This is a genomic window from Polynucleobacter sp. MWH-Loch1C5, from assembly GCF_018881775.1.
Taxonomy (GTDB): Bacteria; Pseudomonadota; Gammaproteobacteria; order Burkholderiales; family Burkholderiaceae; genus Polynucleobacter.
In genome coordinates this window covers 359,413-375,047 of sequence record NZ_JACVPR010000001.1, presented here as the reverse complement: position 1 = coordinate 375,047, position 15,635 = coordinate 359,413, and the positions used below count along the sequence as shown (strand labels likewise).

General features: G+C 47.5%; 14 protein-coding genes and 1 pseudogene. 14 read left to right on the top strand and 1 reads right to left on the bottom strand.

The features are described from left to right. Window positions 1-63: 63 nt before the first annotated feature. The 9 genes and pseudogenes from cmk to cysM all read left to right on the top strand — a co-directional run bounded on the left by cmk (window position 64) and on the right by cysM (window position 8,043). Window positions 64-738 (top strand): (d)CMP kinase, encoded by a 675-nt coding sequence (gene cmk / locus ICE94_RS01895; protein ID WP_216148060.1) that lies wholly within the window; start codon window positions 64-66, stop codon window positions 736-738. 106 nt (window positions 739-844) lie between these two features. Then, entirely contained in the window at window positions 845-2,521 is a 1,677-nt protein-coding gene (gene rpsA / locus ICE94_RS01890) for a 30S ribosomal protein S1 (protein ID WP_216148057.1), read from the top strand. 128 nt (window positions 2,522-2,649) lie between these two features. Continuing rightward, window positions 2,650-2,961, top strand: a pseudogene (locus tag ICE94_RS01885) (integration host factor subunit beta); the annotation flags it as partial. 20 nt (window positions 2,962-2,981) lie between these two features. Next, window positions 2,982-3,251, top strand: a complete 270-nt coding sequence (locus ICE94_RS01880; RefSeq protein ID WP_216148051.1) for a lipopolysaccharide assembly protein LapA domain-containing protein — start codon at window positions 2,982-2,984, stop codon at window positions 3,249-3,251. Continuing rightward, window positions 3,241-4,452 (top strand): lipopolysaccharide assembly protein LapB, encoded by a 1,212-nt coding sequence (gene lapB, locus ICE94_RS01875; RefSeq protein WP_216148048.1) that lies wholly within the window; start codon window positions 3,241-3,243, stop codon window positions 4,450-4,452. Before ICE94_RS01880 ends, lapB begins: the two co-directional genes overlap by 11 nt. Window positions 4,453-4,490: 38 nt before the next feature. Then, on the top strand, window positions 4,491-5,435 hold the full coding sequence (rfaE1, locus tag ICE94_RS01870; RefSeq protein ID WP_216148045.1) for a D-glycero-beta-D-manno-heptose-7-phosphate kinase: 945 nt from the start codon (window positions 4,491-4,493) through the stop codon (window positions 5,433-5,435). After that, window positions 5,432-6,451: an ADP-glyceromanno-heptose 6-epimerase gene (gene rfaD / locus ICE94_RS01865; protein WP_216148042.1), complete on the top strand. Its 1,020-nt coding sequence runs from the start codon at window positions 5,432-5,434 to the stop codon at window positions 6,449-6,451. Before rfaE1 ends, rfaD begins: the two co-directional genes overlap by 4 nt. A 128-nt stretch (window positions 6,452-6,579) precedes the next feature. Further along, window positions 6,580-7,035 (top strand): helix-hairpin-helix domain-containing protein, encoded by a 456-nt coding sequence (locus ICE94_RS01860; protein ID WP_255539051.1) that lies wholly within the window; start codon window positions 6,580-6,582, stop codon window positions 7,033-7,035. Between the two features lie 93 nt (window positions 7,036-7,128). Further along, complete coding sequence (gene cysM / locus ICE94_RS01855; RefSeq protein ID WP_216148039.1) at window positions 7,129-8,043, top strand: cysteine synthase CysM; 915 nt, start codon at window positions 7,129-7,131, stop codon at window positions 8,041-8,043. Here cysM and mltB read toward each other — a convergent pair. Then, entirely contained in the window at window positions 8,020-9,288 is a 1,269-nt protein-coding gene (gene mltB / locus ICE94_RS01850) for a lytic murein transglycosylase B (RefSeq protein WP_216148036.1), read from the bottom strand. The genes cysM and mltB overlap by 24 nt on opposite strands. A gap of 73 nt (window positions 9,289-9,361) precedes the next feature. On the opposite strand from mltB, the gene ICE94_RS01845 reads away from it, so the two are divergent. From ICE94_RS01845 to ICE94_RS01825, 5 genes are all read left to right on the top strand, one after another. Then, entirely contained in the window at window positions 9,362-10,285 is a 924-nt protein-coding gene (locus ICE94_RS01845) for a histone deacetylase family protein (RefSeq protein WP_216148033.1), read from the top strand. Between the two features lie 37 nt (window positions 10,286-10,322). Beyond that, the gene (locus ICE94_RS01840; protein ID WP_216148030.1) at window positions 10,323-11,975 is read left to right on the top strand and encodes an acyl-CoA synthetase; all 1,653 of its coding nucleotides are present in this window, start codon (window positions 10,323-10,325) and stop codon (window positions 11,973-11,975) included. Between the two features lie 149 nt (window positions 11,976-12,124). Next, window positions 12,125-12,874 carry an electron transfer flavoprotein subunit beta/FixA family protein gene (locus ICE94_RS01835; RefSeq protein ID WP_216148027.1) on the top strand — a complete coding sequence of 250 codons (750 nt, stop codon included), beginning with the start codon at window positions 12,125-12,127 and terminating at the stop codon, window positions 12,872-12,874. Then, window positions 12,875-13,810 (top strand): electron transfer flavoprotein subunit alpha/FixB family protein, encoded by a 936-nt coding sequence (locus ICE94_RS01830; protein ID WP_216148023.1) that lies wholly within the window; start codon window positions 12,875-12,877, stop codon window positions 13,808-13,810. Window positions 13,811-13,840: 30 nt separating this feature from the next. Beyond that, window positions 13,841-15,613: an acyl-CoA dehydrogenase gene (locus ICE94_RS01825; protein ID WP_216148020.1), complete on the top strand. Its 1,773-nt coding sequence runs from the start codon at window positions 13,841-13,843 to the stop codon at window positions 15,611-15,613. Window positions 15,614-15,635 lie beyond the last annotated feature (22 nt).

Genomic DNA, 15,635 nt, shown 5'->3' with positions numbered 1-15,635 from the left:
ATGAAGCTTTAATTTTCATAAGATGAAAAATAAACCTGCCGCTCATTCTTTCTCTAAGCCCCAATGAACACTTCTCTTGTCTCGAAAATTCCTGTAATCGCCATTGATGGACCCACAGCATCGGGTAAGGGAACGGTTGCACAGCGGGTGGCTTTAGCCTTAGGTTTTCATTATTTAGATAGTGGTGCTTTATACCGATTAGTCGGTTTGGTGAGTTTTCAGAAGGGGATTAAGACCTCTGACGAAGCCCAATTGATTCCCCTAGCAAAAGAATTAGACGTTATTTTTCAAGAAGATAGAATCATTTTGGCAGGTGAAGATGCAAGCGATGCCATACGTACAGAAGCAATGGGTCTGAGGGCGTCTGAAGTGGCTATCCATCCCGGGGTTCGTGAGGCTTTATTGACTCGTCAACACAATTTCCGCAGCGCACCCGGCCTAGTCGCTGATGGCCGAGACATGGGTAGCGTTGTTTTTCCAGATGCGAAGACCAAGGTTTATCTCACGGCGAGTGTTGAGGCAAGAGCTGAAAGACGCTATAAACAATTGATAGCTAAGGGGATTTCTGCTAATATGGAAGTCCTTTTGCAGGATTTGCGAGAGCGTGATGCTAGAGACTCTGGTCGTAGTCATTCTCCCTTGCAGGCTGTGAGTGGATCTCATTACTTGGACACAACTAACCTAACAGTGGATCAAGCGGTGAGACAAGTCCTTGATTGGTATCAAGATAGTCATTGATGATGATCTTGATCTGAGTAAGGCAACGGTGCCAAAAACCGCCACGCGGAATTTGGTGTGTGCAACCTAACCCATCAGGTCAACTGATGGCATAAAGTGAATATACATGTCTGAATCTTTTGCAGCTCTATTTGAAGAATCCCTAGCCCGCTCGAACATGAAGGCTGGTCAAGTCATTTCCGCCGAAGTGGTGAGAATTGATCACAACTTTGTTGTAGTGAACGCCGGTTTGAAATCCGAAGCGTTTATTCCCGTCGAAGAATTCTATAACGACCAGGGTGAAATCGAAGTTCAACCTGGCGATTTCGTATCTGTAGCGATTGATGCCCTCGAAAATGGTTATGGCGACACAGTTTTGTCTCGTGACAAAGCCAAACGCTTGGCCTCATGGCTCAATCTCGAGAAGGCTCTCGAAAATGGTGAGTTAGTGATGGGTGCTGTCACTGGCAAAGTGAAGGGTGGTTTGACTGTGATGGTCAACGGTATCCGTGCTTTCTTGCCAGGCTCATTGCTCGATACACGTCCAATCAAAGACACATCGCCTTACGAAGGTAAGACGATGGAGTTCAAGGTGATCAAATTAGATCGCAAGCGTAATAACGTAGTGCTCTCACGCCGCGCGGTGGTAGAAGCTAGCCAAGGCGAAGAGCGCGCTAAGCTCTTGCAGAACCTCAAAGAAGGTACTGTGGTTCAGGGCATCATTAAGAACATTACTGACTACGGTGCATTCGTAGACTTAGGTGGTGTAGATGGCTTGTTGCACATTACTGACTTGGCATGGCGTCGTGTACGTCACCCTAGCGAGATGTTGACAGTCGGTCAAGAAGTGACCGCTAAGATCTTGAAGTATGACCAAGACAAGAATCGTGTGTCTTTGGGTATCAAGCAATTGGGTGATGATCCATGGGTTGGTATCGCACGTCGCTACCCACCGAACACGCGTTTATTCGGTAAGGTCACGAACCTCACAGATTACGGTGCATTCGTTGAAATCGAAACAGGTATCGAAGGTTTGGTGCACGTCTCTGAAATGGATTGGACAAACAAGAACGTTGCTCCAAGCAAAGTAGTTCAGTTAGGTCTTGAAGTTGAAGTGATGGTTCTAGATATTGATGAAGACAAGCGTCGTATCAGCTTGGGTATGAAGCAATGTAAAGCTAATCCATGGGATGAGTTTGCTCGTAACCATCAAAAAGGCGAGAAGATGTCTGGCGCGATCAAGTCTATTACTGACTTTGGTGTATTCATCGGTTTGCCTGGTGGTATCGACGGTTTGGTCCACTTATCTGACTTGTCTTGGAACGAAAGCGGTGAAGAAGCCGTGCGTAAGTACAAGAAGGGTGATGAAGTTGAAGCGGTGGTCTTGGCTATTGATGTTGAAAAAGAGCGTATCTCTTTGGGCATTAAGCAATTGTCAGGTGACCCATTCAACAACTTCACATCAGCCTTTGATAAAGGTGCGATTGTTGACGGTGTGGTGAAGTCTGTTGACGCAAAAGGTGCAGTCGTTCAGTTGGCCGATGAGGTAGAAGGTTACCTCCGTGCTTCTGAAATCTCTACCGACCGCGTTGAAGATGCGCGTAACGTTCTCAAAGAAGGCGACAAAGTGAATGCCATGATTGTGAACGTTGACCGCAAGTCACGTAACATTAATTTGTCTATCAAAGCAAAAGATAGCGCTGATCAGCAAGAAGCCATTAGCAAATTGCAGAACGACGCTAGTGCAGGTACTACGAACCTCGGTGCCTTGCTCAAAGCTAAGTTGGACAATCAGGGTAACTAAGAGAAAGCGCCCACGTGGCGCTTTTCTTAGTGTAATGTAGAGCTTATCCCGGCCTTGGCCGGGGTAATCTAAATAACGATGCAAATCGATAACGAGCAATAACAAGCGATAGCAAAGCGATTAGAGCTATGGACGATTTAGAGCGCAAGGACCCATCCACAATTACCCGATCAGAATTGGTCGAGCGTTTGTCACAAGCCTTTCCTCAGTTAATGCCCCGTGATGTGGAGTTAGCTGTGAAAACCTTGCTAGATACTATGTCTGCTGCTTTGGCAGAGGGTAAGCGTATCGAGTTACGTGGCTTTGGTAGTTTTGTGATGCATCATCGTCCGCCACGTCAGGGTCGCAACCCTAAGTCTGGTGAAGCTGTGATGGTGCCCGCTAAGCATGTTCCGCACTTTAAGCCTGGCAAAGAGTTGCGTGAGCGTGTGGACTTCTCGAAAAAGGATGAGTCTACAGAATGACTGGTGTGATGCAGACTGCCGGCAAGGCAGTGCGAATCGTCATTCGTTTGGTTCTATTTTTATTTTTTGTCTTACTGGCACTTGGTAATACCGAGGCTGTTCATTTTCAACTTTTGCCCGGTCTGCAATGGCAGGGGCCATTGATTCTCTTTTTACTACTTGCTTTTTTGGCTGGTGTTTTACTCACCCTGATTGGGGGTGTGAGCGTCAGTCGTTTAAAGAAGAAGCGGGTTGAGCCACGCGAGTCTGCCACGAATGCAAATTGAAACTTGGTGGCTGTTCGCTTTGCCGATTGTCTTCGCTTTAGGTTGGATAGGCGCGCGTTGGGATATGCGCCTAGAAAAGCGTGAGAGTGAAATCGAGCGTTTAGCACAACAGAAATCGACCTTTAAAGGTCTCAATCTTTTACTCAATGAAGAGCCGGATAAAGCGATTGATGCCTTGGTGCAAATTGCCCAACTAGATCCTGAAACGACTGAATTACATTTTGCTTTGGGTAGTTTATTTCGACGTCGTGGCGAAACCGAACGCGCTATCCGTGTGCATCAGCATTTAGCCAATCGTGCTGATTTGCCCTCTCGACATCGTGATCATGCGGCCTATGAGTTAGGCCGTGACTTCTTGCGTGCCGGTATTCTTGATCGTGCTGAAACTTCACTGACACAGGTGAGTCCAAGTAGTAAATATGGGATTCCTGCAAAAGAGTCCTTGCTAGAAATGTATCAAGTCGAAAAGGATTGGGCTAAAGCGATTGTCGCAGCCGGTGAGCTTGAGGGTTTACAGAAAAAACCACGTCATAAAGAGATTGCCCATTTTCATTGCGAACTTGCCCATGAGGCGTTGCGGGCAAAAAACATAGAGCAAGCGAAAGAGCATATTGATGCTGCTTTGCTTGCCATAGCAAAACATCCGCGCGCGGTCATCTTGCAAGGCGATCTTGCTCTCTATCAACAGGCTTATCAGGCGGCAATCAATGTCTGGAAAACCATCGCGACAGAATACCCGGCATACTGGCCCTTGGTGGCTGATCGCTGGATGAAGGCGCATGAAGAGCTCGGTCAAGCCGAGCAAGGTCTGGATCAATTGATTGCAGCACTCGATCAACAAGCGGGCGGTGAATTGCTCGACATTACATTCCGCTTTGTTTTGGAGTTGCGCGGCCTGAAAGCTGCCGAGGCTTTGATGACGCAAGTCATGTCGCATACGCCAAGCTTGTCAGCGATGGCCTTACGTGCTCAGGCCCGTCTGGCGATTGCCCAAGCTGAAGGTCAAGCTGAAACTGAGAACGAGCTTCGTGCCTCTTTAGGTTTGTTAAAGCAAAGAACGCATTCTTTGGCGCGCTATACCTGTAGCCATTGTGGCTTTAGAGCGCGACGTTTTTATTGGCAATGCCCAGGTTGTAATGAATGGGAATCTTATTCACCGACGCGTGGCGAGGGGGCTGCACCCTCTGGGCGCAGTATGTAATCGCGTACTTTAATCGAATTCCTTTATAGTCACTCATCATGAGCTCAATACAGTTAACAGATTCTGATATTTCAAAATTCCGTGCCGCCCGTATTCTGGTGGTCGGAGATGTCATGTTGGATCGCTATTGGTTTGGTGATACTGAGCGTATCTCCCCAGAAGCCCCAGTGCCAGTCGTTTTAGTGGGTAAAAATGATGAACGTCTCGGGGGCGCTGCCAACGTAGCTAGGAATGCCGCTAGCTTGGGTGCACAAATTGCGATTTTGGGTGTCGTGGGGGATGATGAGCCTGGCCGTCGCGTTGAAGAGTTACTCCAAGCTCAAGGTGTTAAAAGTCATCTATATAAAGATCCGCAGTTACCGACAACCGTCAAGTTAAGAGTGGTGGCGAGACAGCAGCAGTTGATTCGTTTAGATTTTGAAAAAACACCCACCCATGAATCACTCTTGAATAAATTAGAACAGTTCAAAACGATTCTGCCAACGGTAGATGTGATTATTTTCTCTGACTATGGCAAGGGCGGTTTAACCCATATTGAAAAAATGATTGCTCTAGCTAAAGAGCAAGGTAAATATGTTTTGATTGATCCTAAGGGCGATGATTACAGTAAATACCGAGGTGCGTCGATGATGACGCCCAATCGCTCTGAGCTTAGACAAGTCGTGGGACGTTGGACTGATGAAGCCGATTTGGAGAAAAAAGCGCAACAACTGAGGGTAGACCTGCAGTTAGATGCTTTGTTATTGACACGCTCCGAAGAAGGTATGAGTTTATTTACGAGTGCTGGGGTCGCTCATGTCAAGGCTCAAGCACGAGAGGTCTATGATGTATCAGGCGCGGGCGATACTGTGATTGCGACCATGGCGGTTGCACTGGCAGCGCAGTGGCCTGCAGAAAAAGCAATGCAGTTGGCTAATAAAGCAGGGGGCATTGTTGTTGGTAAGTTGGGCACGGCCACGGTTTCTTTAGAGGAATTGCAATGAGATATGTTGTCACAGGAGCGGCTGGTTTTGTTGGGGCTAATATAGTTCAAGCTCTCAATCGTCGCGGTATTCATGATGTCATCGCAGTCGATGAGTTAAAGCCTGCTGATAAATATCGTAATCTTGCTGATTTAGAAATTACTGATTATTTTGACAAATCAGAATTTAGAGAAGCATTTGCAAAAGGGCGCTTGGGCAAGATCGCTGCAGTTTTCCACGAGGGTGCCTGTTCGGACACCATGGAAACTGATGGTCAGTACATGATGGCGAATAACTATCGTTATTCGATTGATCTACTAGATATTTGTACCGAACAAAAAGTACCCTATCTATATGCCTCTTCTGCGGCTACCTATGGCGGTTCTGATACCTTTAAAGAAGAACGCAGTTTTGAGAAGCCTTTGAATGTCTATGGCTACTCTAAGTTTTTATTTGATCAGGTCGTACGCCAACGCTTTGCACAAAAGAAAACCACTGCTCAAGTCGTCGGTTTTCGTTACTTCAATGTTTATGGGCCTAGAGAATCGCATAAAGGGCGCATGGCATCGGTTGCCTTTCATCATTACCATCAATTTAGAGAGTCAGGTGTAGTTAAATTATTCTCAGAATACGGCGGTTATGCAGCCGGTGAGCAGCGCCGTGATTTTGTGAGTGTTGAGGATGTTGTCAAAGTGAATTTGTTCTTTGCAGATCATCCTGAGAAAAATGGAATTTTTAATTTGGGAACGGGCCGCGCCCAACCGTTTAATGATGTGGCTAGTTCTGTGATCAATACCTTGCGCCAGATGGAGGGGCAATCTGCTTTATCTTTAGCTGAATTAGTAGATGAGCGTTTGATTGAATACATTCCATTTCCAGATGCGCTCGTAGGCAAGTATCAGTCATTTACTCAAGCTGACTTGACGCAACTGCGTGCTGCTGGATATGAAGATTCATTTCTGACTGTGCAAGAGGGTGTGTCTCGCTACATGAAATGGTTACATGATCATCAGGGCTTCTTATCAGAGCCTTTTTAAGTCTTTGACTGATAGCTTGTAGTCCATTACGCATTTTTCTGTCAGTCGTCAACGTTTTTAAAAATCGAATCGTTCTCAAAGAGCTTCGCTATCGCGAGGCTTTTTTATTTCTTTTGAAGGGAGTTTGAATGATTCGAAAAAACTTGAATATTTCAATAATGAGCAAGTCCTTGGATAAGTTCTTAAGAGCTATCTTGATCGGTCTGACCTTAGGTGTGGGGACTGCCTATGCAGTCGACATTAATTTGGCTGATCAGGCTGCACTAGAGTCGGTCAAAGGTTTGGGTCCTTCCAAGGCGAAAGCCATCTTAGAAGAGCGCAATAAAAACGGCCCGTTCAGAGATGCTGCTGACTTACAAAATCGTGTCAAAGGTTTTGGCGAAAAAACGATCACGAAGTTGACTCAAAATGGCTTGGTGATTCAGGGCTCGGCTACTTCTAAGGCAAGCCATAATAAGGCAGCATCGAGCTCTGAAGCTAGAGGCACTCCAGCCAGAGCGTCATCCAAAAGTCGGTCAGAAGCTCAAGCACAAGGCCCCCAGGAAGCGCGCCCGAAAAATCGTATCATCACGAAAAAGGACTAAGGTGGGTGCCAGAATTCAGATTCAGTTACTGATCTGATGATTTAATGTGTCAAAGTTGGCATATCGCTACAATCCTACTTAGAGGAAAAGCATATGCCAACGACACCGAACTATCCCACGATTGCCGATACGATTGGCAACACCCCATTGATACGTTTGCAAAGGATTCCAGGTCCTGGGAATATTGAACGTAATAACATTATTTTAGGTAAGCTCGAAGGTAACAACCCTGCTGGTTCTGTTAAAGATCGACCTGCATTATCGATGTTTCAAAGAGCCCAGGAGCGTGGCGATATTCGCCCAGGCGATACCCTTATCGAAGCGACCAGTGGTAACACGGGCATTGCCCTAGCGATGGCAGCTGCCATTCTAGGTTACAAGATGATTTTGGTCATGCCCGAGAATCAGAGTATTGAGCGACGCCAAAGTATGGCTGCCTACGGTGCGGAGTTGATACTCACCCCATCGACTGGCGGCATGGAGTATGCGCGTGACTTTGCAGAACAGTTGCAACGTGAAGGTCGCGGCAAAATATTGGATCAGTTTGCCAATAAGGATAATCCGCTCTCGCATATCCAGGGAACTGGTCCAGAAATATGGCGAGATACTCAAGGTCAAGTGACTCACTTTGTTTCTGCTATGGGAACAACGGGTACGATTACCGGCGTCTCGATTTACCTCAAAGAGCAAAACCCGCATATTCAAATCATTGGGGCACAACCTGAAGAGGGTTCTCAAATTCCGGGGATCCGAAAATGGTCACCTGAGTACATTCCCAAAATTTACGCTGATGCCAAAGTCGATCGAATTGAATACGTGAGTCAGGCAGCTGCCGAAGATATGGCGCGTCGTTTGGCAAGAGAAGAGGGTATCTTTTGCGGAATTTCAGCCGCAGGCGCTTTAGTAGTTGCTCTGCGTGTTGCTGAGCGTATTGAAAATGCCACCATCGTCTTTATTGTTTGCGATCGGGGTGACCGCTATCTATCAACGGGTGTTTTCCCGGCGTGATGCTTGATTCGACTTTTTAGCTTTGTTTTTCTGAGCCTTGGTTTTTTGTTTGACTGGATTGGACGGCTCAGGACTTTGTAGGGCCTCTGCAAATTCAGCTACAGATTGAGCATAGAAGAAGCTGCGGTTGTACTCGCAAATAGCGATGAAGTTTCTTAGGCCAACGACATAACGAACCTCCGTGCCCCCTTGTCCATCTGGACTGGGTAAATCCACAATCAGTGCGGGAGTTTGGGCATTGAGTTCTTGGGGTATTTTTTCAATCACACCAGCCTCGAATAGTTCGCCGAGAGTTCGACCGGTCTCTGGCTTGCCATCGGCTAAACGTGCGGCATTCATCTGAGCTTGCCGGGTGTTGGCAATTGGCAGATAGATGGGCTCATGAGGAACCCAGCCATGCTGCTGTAAAAAATGAGCCACGCTGGCAATCGCATCTTGTGTGGATTCGCGAAGATTGATTTGTCCGTTTCCGTCGCCATCCACAGCGAAGCGACGGATGCTGCCGGGCATAAACTGGGGTAAACCAATCGCCCCTGCATAGGAACCGGTCTGATTCAGGCATGCCTTGAATGCTTGGGGCTTCACCTCTTTAGACCAACACAAAAGAATCAGATCTTCGAGTTGATCCTTGAACAGTTTTTCACGGGCGGCTTGATTATGTACGGGGGGATACTGAAAGCCTAGAGTCACTAATGTATCTCTCACAGGGAAGGTTCCCATATGTCTGCCATAAATCGTTTCCACACCGATAATGGCGACAATCACGTCAGCTGGTACGCCATATTTCTCTGCACTTTGACGAATAAATGCTTGATGTTGTTTCCAAAAAGTCTCGCCTGCATTGAGGCGTCGTGGTTCGACAAAGCGACCTCGATAAACCCGCCAATTTTTCTGAAAGCCTGGGGGTGGTGGCATCACCAGTTTTTTAACGCTCGGAATCGTTTTGCTATCAGCAAAGGCTTCTTTGAGATTTGCCAGTGGAATACTATGTTTTTGGGCAATCAGCTCTAAAAATTGGCCTAAATGACTGGGTTGACTCGGTCCTAGAGCAAGGGCTTCATCGATACGCCTTTGCTCATGCTCGATTTTGCCCGTTGAGGCCGCAGAGTCTGGGGTGGAAGGCTTGATATCAACGGTCGTGCAGGCGGATAATAGGAAAACAAGCCCCAATATAGCTAGTAAATGTAGGTGGTGACTTCTAGCTACACGGGTAAATGGGTATGGTGAAAAGGTCAAACTCGGCATCAAAATGGTATGTATTAGTTTCGTAAATGATAGAGGATTTCTGGGGCCAAGTGCCGATAGATAGAGTAAGACGATGAGCACAGCATTTATCAGTCATGCAGATAGCCTGCGTCATGAGATGGGGCCTCATCACCCTGAGTGCCCGGAGCGTGTGCAAGCGATAGAGGATCAATTGATTCTCAGTCGGATTGATGATTTCCTATTGCGTATCGAACCCCCTTTAGCGAGCGATGAGCAGCTCGCCCGCGTCCATTCTTTAGAGCATATCAATAATCTAAAAGCTTGGGCACCCCAAGTAGGTTATTACGCTATCGATGGCGATACCACCATGAACCCCGCCACCTTGCAAGCCGCCCGTCGCTCAGCAGGTGCTGCAATTGCAGCAGTCGATGCGGTCATGCAGGGTCAGGTGACGAATGCCTTTACTTGTGTACGCCCACCGGGTCATCATGCTGAACCTGATCGTGCGATGGGTTTTTGTTTTTTTAACAATATTGCAATTGCTGCAAAACATGCCCTAGAGCATTACGGTTTGGAGCGTATTGCGATTGTTGATTTTGACGTTCATCACGGCAATGGCACTGAAGTAGCTTTTCGGGGGGATGCTCGGGTGTTGATGTGCAGTTTCTTTCAGCATCCTTTTTACCCTTATTCAGGCGCAGACAGTACCGCTGAGAATATGTTGAACGTGCCATTGCCAGCGTATTCCGCAGGGCAAGAGGTGCGTGAAGTAGTCGATACCGTCTGGCTGCCACGTCTACGAGAGTTCCAACCGCAACTCATCTTGATATCAGCAGGTTTTGATGCTCACCGTGAAGATGATATGGGCCAGTTGGGTTTGGTTGAGGCTGATTACGCTTGGATCACGCGTCAGTTAAAAAATGTTGCGCTACAGACAGCTCAGGGTCGCATCGTGAGTTGTTTAGAGGGGGGCTACAACTTATCTGCGCTAGCGCGCAGTGTTGTGGCCCACCTTAAAGAGTTGGCTGATTTATAGCAATAAGAACCGTATGTTTTATTAAGGGAGCTAGGGTATGTCGGGAATTTATGAGCAAGGCCTACAAAAAAATGCAGCGAATCATGCGCCGTTATCACCCCTCAGTTTTATTGAGCGTAGTGCAACGATCTATCCCGAGCGACTAGCGATTATTCATGGTGCATTAAGGCAAACCTGGGCGCAAACTTATGCACGTTGTCGACGTTTAGCGAGTGCTTTGCAAAAAGCAGGTATCGGTGTCGGTGACACTGTTGCTGTCATGCTGCCGAATACGCCGCCGATGGTGGAGGCCCATTTTGGTGTGCCCATGGTAGGCGCGGTCCTTAATTCATTAAACACACGCTTAGATCCTGAAGCGATTGCTTTCATGCTCAATCATGGTGAAGCCAAAGTGGTGATTGTGGATCCCGAGTTTGCGCCCGTGATGAAAAAAGCCTTGGCCATGGCTTTGGCTGAGATGCCCAGAAAAATTCTCGTGATAGATGCTTTAGATGATTTATTTACAGGAGATAGTGAGTCATTAGGTAGTCAAAGCTATGAACAGTTTTTAGCGGGTGGTGATCCTGAATTTGTGTGGCGTATGCCTAGCGATGAATGGGTAGCCATTTGTTTGAACTACACCTCAGGCACCACAGGTAATCCAAAAGGCGTGGTTTATCACCACCGAGGTGCAGCGATTAATGCAATATCCAATATCTTGGAATGGGATATGCCAAAGCATCCCGTGTATCTCTGGACTTTGCCTATGTTTCATTGCAATGGCTGGTGCTTTCCGTGGACGGTCGCAGCACGCGCTGGCATTAATGTCTGCTTACGTCGCGTCGAAGCGAAGGCGATATTTGATGCGATGCGAGACTATGGTGTGACCCATTATTGTGGAGCCCCCATTGTGCAAAGTCTTTTAATCAATGCGCCCGATGAGATGAAAGAGGGAGTACCTGCTGGTATTAAGACTATGGTGGCAGGGGCTGCGCCACCGGCAGCCATGATTGAAGGTATGGAGAAAATGGGTTTTGATTTAACTCATGTTTATGGACTCACTGAGGTCTATGGTCCTGCTGCCGTGTGCGTCAAACATGAGGATTGGGATTCTTTAGATATTGGTGAGCGTGCGCGCCTTAATGCGCGCCAAGGGGTGCGTTACCACTTACAAGCCGCCGTCAGTGTTTTAGACCCTCATACTATGCAAGCAGTTCCTGCAGACGGTGAGACCATGGGTGAGATTATGTTCAAGGGCAATATCACCATGAAGGGTTACCTCAAGAACGAAAAGGCGACTCAAGAAGCTTTTGCAGGTGGATGGTTTCATTCGGGGGATTTGGCGGTGATGTATCCCGATGGTTACGTGAAGATCAAAGATCGCAGCAAAGACATCATTATTTCTGGTGGCGAGAATATTTCTTCTATCGAAGTAGAAGATGTTTTGTATCGTCATCCTGCAGTCTTGGCTGCCGCCGTCGTGGCCAAGCCTGATCCTAAATGGGGGGAGACGCCATGTGCTTTTCTGGAGATCAAACCCGGCTCTACTGTAAGCCCTGAAGAAATTGTCGCCCACTGCAAACAGCATTTAGCGGGTTTCAAAGTGCCCCGCGCGGTAGTCTTTGGTGAGTTACCGAAAACTTCGACAGGCAAGATTCAGAAATTCGAGCTACGTAAGCGTGCGGGGTCTGCTACCGCCATCGATGTGTAATAAAGCCTTAATTTATATAAGGAAAATAAGAGGCTAGTTATTTTTATGAGGCGCATATAAAATAGAACGGTCGTTCTATTTTATGCTTAGAATGAAGTATCAGTACGCATACAATAGATTGCTAATCAAACCATGGAGAAAGCCCCAAGATGAAAGCTTTAGTCGCTGTTAAGCGCGTCGTGGACTACAACGTGAAGGTGCGCGTGAAGTCGGATCAAACCGGTGTAGATATTGCCAACGTCAAAATGAGCATGAATCCTTTTGATGAAATCGCTGTGGAAGAGGCGGTCCGTCTTAAAGAGGCCGGTGTTGTCACCGAAATCGTGGCAGTGTCTTGTGGTGTGACGCAATGCCAAGAGACTTTGCGTACCGCTATGGCTATTGGTGCTGATCGTGCGATTTTGGTCGAGTCAGATGCTGATTTACAGCCTCTCGCGGTCGCTAAGATTTTGAAGGCGTTGGTTGATAAAGAATCCCCGAGCCTCATTATTTTAGGTAAGCAAGCGATTGATGACGATAGCAATCAAACAGGCCAGATGCTGGCCGCTTTATTGAATCGTCCGCAAGCAACTTTTGCATCTAAAGTGCAAGTAGCAAATGGTCAAGTGAGTGTGACTCGTGAAGTCGATGGTGGTCTAGAAACCATCGCCCTACAACTACCAGCGGTCATTACGACAGATCTGCGTTTAAATGAGCCACGCTATGTCACCTTGCCCAACATCATGAAGGCTAAGAAAAAACAGTTGGATACCGTCAAGCCCGAAGATCTTGGGGTAGATGTGAGCCCACGTCTAAAAACTATTCAGGTGAATGAGCCGCCCAAGCGCAGTGCGGGTGTGATGGTTCCCGATGTGAAGACATTGGTTGAAAAACTCAAGAATGAAGCGAAGGTGATTTAAATGGCTGCACTAGTTATTGCTGAACACGATCAACTAACCATTAGAGCTGCGACCCTCAATACAGTGACGGCGGCATTAGCATGTGACGCTGAAGTCCATGTTTTGGTCATCGGTCATCAAGCGCAAGGCGCAGCGCAAGCGGCGAGTCAAATTGCGGGCGTCAAGAAGGTTCTATTGGCCGATGCTGCGCACCATGCCCATATGCTTGCAGAAAATGCGGCGGCACAAATCTTAGCTCTAGCGGCTGATTATGATTACATTTTGGCGCCAGCCACAGCGATGGGTAAAAATGTCTTGCCACGCGTAGCTGCACAATTAGATGTGGCGCAAATTTCTGATATTACTAAAGTAGTCTCGAAAGATACTTTTGAGCGTCCAATTTATGCGGGTAATGCGATTGCCACCGTGCAGAGTATCGATGCAAAGAAATTAATCACAGTGCGTACGACCAACTTTGATGCCGCGGCGACCAGTGGTGGTGCGGCTAGTATCGATACGATCACTGCCAGTGCGGATGCGGGTACCAGTCAGTTTGTGAGCGTTGAGCTCAGTCAATCTGATCGTCCCGAGTTAACTGCCGCGAAAATTATTGTTTCGGGTGGACGTGGCTTAGGCTCGGGTGAGCAGTATCAGCAAGTCATGGAACCTCTCGCAGATAAATTAGGGGCCGCTATGGGCGCCAGTCGTGCTGCAGTCGATGCGGGTTATGTACCTAATGATTATCAAGTCGGTCAAACCGGAAAGATTGTGGCGCCTGCTCTGTACGTGGCGGTGGGTATTTCTGGGGCGATTCAGCACTTAGCAGGTATGAAAGATTCCAAAGTGATTGTGGCCATCAATAAAGATCCGGAGGCACCTATATTCAGTGTCGCGGATTACGGCTTGGTTGCCGATTTATTCACAGCAGTACCAGAACTTGTTAAAGAATTAGGTTGATCACTCGATCAAAAGCCAAGGAGACCTAGAATGAGCTATCGAGCCCCACAAAAAGACATGATGTTTGTGATGAAAGAGTTGGCGGACATTGATGGGGTCTCGGCACTACCTGGCTTTGAAGATTTTGGTGAAGAAACAGCAGTGGCTGTGGTGGAAGAATCTGCCAAGTTTTGTGAGTCGGTCATTGCTCCCCTGAATTGGACAGGTGATCAACAACCTTCCTTCTGGAAAGAGGGGCACGTGACCACCACACCTGGTTTTAAAGATGCATTCGCACAATTTACGCAGGCTGGTTGGCAAGGTGTCATTCATGATCCTGAGTATGGTGGTCAAGGTGCGCCTAAGGTCATTGCAACGGCCTGTATGGAAATGCTCAATGCCGCTAACTTGTCTTTTGCCTTATGTCCTTTATTGACAGATGGTGCTATTGAAGCATTGATGACTGCTGCGAGTGATGAGATCAAAGACTTATATATTCCTAAGCTCATCAGTGGGGAGTGGACAGGTACGATGAACCTGACCGAGCCTCAGGCGGGTTCAGATTTAGCAGCGGTGCGTACCAAAGCTGAGAAACAGGCTGATGGTACTTATAAAGTATTCGGTACCAAGATCTACATTACTTATGGTGAGCACGATATGTCAGAGAACATCGTGCACCTGGTTTTAGCAAGATGCCCAGGAGCCCCAGAGGGTGTTAAAGGTATTTCTTTATTTCTCGTGCCGAAATTCTTGGTGAATGCAGATGGCAGTTTGGGCGCACGTAATGATGTGCACTGTGTATCGATTGAACACAAATTAGGTATTAAGGCGAGTCCAACTGCAGTATTGCAATATGGTGACCATGGGGGTGCTGTCGGCTATCTCTTGGGTGAAGAGAATCGCGGTCTAGAGTACATGTTCATCATGATGAATGCAGCACGCTTTGCCGTGGGTATGCAAGGCATTGCGGTGGCTGACTGTGCTTATCAAAAGGCAGTTCAGTATGCAAGAGATCGTGTGCAATCAAAAGATTTAGTGGGTCCTACTGCGGTGCCTATTATTGAGCATCCTGATGTGAAGCGCATGTTAATGACGATGCGTGCATATATTGAGGGCGCGCGCGCTACAGCATACTTTGCGGCGAGTGAATGCGATAAGGCTCACCGTGCTGCAGAAGGTCGTCCAACACATCAAGCGCTATATGAATATCTAGTACCGATTGTCAAAGGCTTCTCGACTGAAATGTCAGTGGAAGTTGCCAGCCTTGCTGTCCAAGTCCATGGGGGTATGGGCTTCATTGAGGAGACGGGTATTGCACAGATGTATCGTGATGCTCGTATTTTGCCAATCTATGAAGGAACCACAGCCATCCAAGCGAATGACTTGGTGGGGCGTAAGACGGTGCGTGATGCGGGCCAGGTTGCATATAGCATCATTGGCCAAATCGAAGCGACTGAGAAAGAATTACTGGCTTTAGGTCAAGGCGATGCCGCTGTGATTGCTAAGCATCTCGCGGATGCTAGAGCGGCTTATGCGGCAACAGTTGACTACCTATTGAAAAATTTCAAAGTGGATATCAAACAAGTATTTGCCGGAAGTGTCACTTACTTGCGCTTAGCAGGTTTGGTGATTGGTGGTTGGCAAATGGGCCGCGCCTATTTAGCGGCGCAACGTTTAGAAAAGCATGATCTTGATTTTTACTCTGCTAAGAAAGTGACCGCACTTTTCTATGCGCAGCATCTTCTGACTCAGGCCCCTGGCTTGAGTTTAGCGATTACTCAAGGTGGTGCAAGTGTCACGCAGATGAAAGCAGAGCACTTTTAAGTCAACCGTAGCGCTAGTAAAA